Origin of the sequence: Vibrio sp., assembly GCF_038138445.1 — a bacterium.
In the GTDB taxonomy this organism is placed as follows: domain Bacteria; phylum Pseudomonadota; class Gammaproteobacteria; order Enterobacterales; family Vibrionaceae; genus Vibrio.
Genome location: NZ_JAYQDQ010000166.1, coordinates 1 through 3146, shown reverse-complemented (window position 1 = coordinate 3146; position 3146 = coordinate 1). Strand labels below are relative to the sequence as shown.

The window sequence follows — 3146 nt, the reverse complement described above, 5'->3', positions numbered from 1 at the left end:
ACGAATTTAAGCGATTTTATCGATCTGTTGATGCGCTTTTAATTGATGATATTCAATTTTTCTCGGGCAAGGAGCGTTCTCAAGAAGAGTTTTTTCATACTTATAATGCCCTGCTTGAGGGTGGTCAGCAGATGATTCTCACCAGTGATCGCTATCCTAAAGAAATTGATGGCGTTGAAGAGCGTCTAAAGTCACGTTTTGGCTGGGGCCTTACGGTTGCTGTTGAGCCTCCTGAGTTAGAAACTAGGGCGGCCATTTTAATTAACAAGGCAGAGCAGAGTGGTGTGCATCTATCGAAAGATGCAGCATTCTTTATTGCACAGCGTATTAGGTCCAATGTGCGGGAGCTAGAGGGTGCCTTAAAGCGCGTTATGGCTCATGCCCAGTTTACTAGAAGGCCTATTGATATTGATCTTATACGAGAATCGCTTAAGGACCTATTGGCATTGCAGGATAAGTTGATTACTGTTGATAATATTCAGCGTGTTGTATCAGATTATTATCAACTCAAGATGTCAGACTTGCTCTCTAGGCGCAGAAGCCGTTCAGTGGCTAGGCCGAGACAGGTCGCCATGTCCATAGCAAAGGAGCTCACTAATCATAGTTTGCCGGAGATTGGTGAGGCTTTTGGTGGTCGAGACCACACAACCGTATTGCATGCCTGTCGAAAAGTTAAGGAGCTTGAGGGCGCTGACCGTGAGGTCCAACGAGATCTTAAAAATCTATACAGAATACTTTCAACCTAAAAGTTTATAATAAATAAAACCCTTGGAGAAATTACATTATGAAATTTAGCCTTTCAAGAGAAGCTCTGCTTAACCCATTGCAGTTGGTGGTGGGTGTGGTTGAACGCCGGCAAACGCTTCCTATTCTTTCTAATGTCTTATTGCGTCTTGATGGCAATAGGCTTTCCATGACTGGTACGGATTTGGAGGTTGAAATAAAGGGTTCGACGGAAGTTATCTCTTCAATTGAAGAGGGTGAAGTTACGGTATCGGCTCGTAAAATACTCGATATATGCCGATCTTTACCCGAAGCCTCTCAGGTTGATTTTTCAAGTAATGATGGCAAGGCACAAATTGTGAGTGGAAAAAGTCGCTTCACCCTTGCTACTTTGCCTGCTAACGAGTTTCCAAGTGTTGATGAGGGTGAGCAAAACGTTGAATTTACAGTTCAGGGTACGGTACTAAGAAATCTTATCGATGCCACTTCTTTTGCTATGGCACAACAGGATGTTCGCTACTATCTTAACGGCATGCTTTGGGAGGTAACACACAACCAGCTTCGTGCGGTTGCTACTGATGGTCACCGTCTTGCTATGTGCGATACTTTCTGTGAAGTTTCGGTCATTGAGGCTAAGGTTGCAGCTATCCTTCCAAGGAAGGGTATTATAGAGCTTTCTAGGTTGTTGGCTGATGATGACGTCAGGGTTTCTATTGGCTCAAACCATATTCGAGTTACTGGTCCAGATTATTGTTTCACGTCTAAGTTGGTTGATGGCGCTTATCCTGACTATGATCGTGTTGTTCCTAAAGGGGGCAATAAGTTAGTTGTTGGTGATCGCGAACAGTTAAAACAGGCCTTTAGTCGCACTGCCATTTTGTCCAACGAAAAATATCGTGGTGTAAGGGTTGAGTTGATTGCTGATGCTATGCACCTTGTGGCAAACAATCCAGAGCAGGAAGAGGCTCAAGAGGAGGTGGCGGTTGCCTACAGTGGCGAGCCAATGGAGATAGGTTTCAATGTGAGTTATTTGTTGGACGTGTTAAATGTTCTCAAAAGCCCTGAAATTCGTTTTACTCTCGCCGATTCAAATAGTAGTGCATTGGTTGAGGATGCTAGCGGTGAAAGCAAGGCAACCTACGTAGTAATGCCGATGCGTCTTTAAGGCGTGCTCTGCGACTTATTTTGTTGGCCTAGCAAATGCATTTAAGTAGCGTTAGTTTTGATGGGGTTAGAAATCTCGATACTATCAGCCTTGAGTGCCACGCGAAGGCCAATATCATTTATGGCTCGAACGGAAGTGGCAAGACTAGTTTTTTAGAAGCTGTTTTTTTACTTGGCCGTGGGCGTTCTTTCAAGCATCGCGACCTTCGTTTGGTGATCGGTCGTGGCGCTGAGCAGTTAGTTGTATCTGGCAGGCTGTCCAAGCCTGATAGTAATTCTTCATATCAGTTAGGTGTAAGCAGATCTCTAAAGGGTGGGTTTGAGGCGCGCTGTAATGGTCAAAATCTAGCTTCTGCCGCAGAGCTTGCAGCAGAGTTGCCCATCCAGCTTGTCGATGCTCATAGTTTTTCACTTTTAGAGGGTGGCCCCCTTCAAAGGCGCCAGTTTATAGATTGGGGTGTGTTCCACGTGGAACATAGCTTTGCAAATTTATGGAAACGCTTTCAAAAAGCATTAAAACAGCGCAATCAACTGCTTCGTCATGTTAGAATAGATGAAGAGTCTTTGGCGCTTTGGTCAAACGAGTTGGCCCCTTTAAGTGAAATGATTACTAAGCGGCGTAAGGAATATTTGACTCAACTTGAGCCCTATATTTCACCCTTAGTTCGTGCTCTTAAGGGGCTTGGCGAAGTGTCCTTAGAATATAACCAAGGTTGGCAGGAGGGTGCGTCATTATTAGATGTGTTTTCCGCAAATAAAGATAGGGATGTTGCTATTGGGACAACTTCTCATGGCGCTCAGCGTGCGGATGTTAAGCTTTATGTGGATGGTGAGCTTGCGGCAGATAGCCTGTCACGCGGCCAGTCCAAGCTTCTGGTTTATGCGCTTAAGTTAGCGCAGGCAGCACACTTTAAGGCGGCAACAGGTGATAGCTGTGTCTTCCTTCTCGATGATTTGCCGGCAGAATTAGATGCAGATAACTGTAGAGATGTATTAGACTATCTTAACAATTTAGGCTGCCAGTATTTTGTTACTGGCGTAGATAAAGAAGATTTTGAGGGTGTAGCTAAGGAAGGTGCCAAATTGTTCCATGTGGAACATGGCGTTATTTCAAATGTTTAAATAATAGGAAAAAAACTGTTTATGACTGAAGAAGCCAACTATGATTCCTCGAGTATTAAGGTACTTAAAGGATTAGATGCGGTAAGAAAGCGCCCAGGCATGTATATTGGGGACACTGATGATGGTACTGGCCTGCA

At 44.3% G+C, this 3146-nt stretch carries 3 protein-coding genes; all 3 read left to right on the top strand.

What is annotated here, in order from left to right; all coding sequences use genetic code 11:
- On the top strand, positions 1 to 746 hold a 746-nt coding region (gene dnaA / locus AAFM34_RS20640; protein ID WP_341666109.1), incomplete at its 5' end, for a chromosomal replication initiator protein DnaA.
- A gap of 38 nt (positions 747 to 784) precedes the next feature.
- A complete protein-coding gene (dnaN, locus tag AAFM34_RS20635) occupies positions 785 to 1888 on the top strand; it encodes a DNA polymerase III subunit beta (RefSeq protein ID WP_341666107.1) in 1104 nt (367 codons plus the stop codon).
- Between the two features lie 35 nt (positions 1889 to 1923).
- Complete coding sequence (recF, locus tag AAFM34_RS20630; protein ID WP_341666105.1) at positions 1924 to 3009, top strand: DNA replication/repair protein RecF; 1086 nt, start codon at positions 1924 to 1926, stop codon at positions 3007 to 3009.
- Positions 3010 to 3146 lie beyond the last annotated feature (137 nt).

Coding starts and splice junctions, on each gene's coding strand:
- dnaN (WP_341666107.1), top strand. CDS start 785: ATGAAATTTAGCCTTTCAAGAGAAGCTCTGCTTAACCCATTGCAGTTG.
- recF (WP_341666105.1), top strand. CDS start 1,924: ATGCATTTAAGTAGCGTTAGTTTTGATGGGGTTAGAAATCTCGATACT.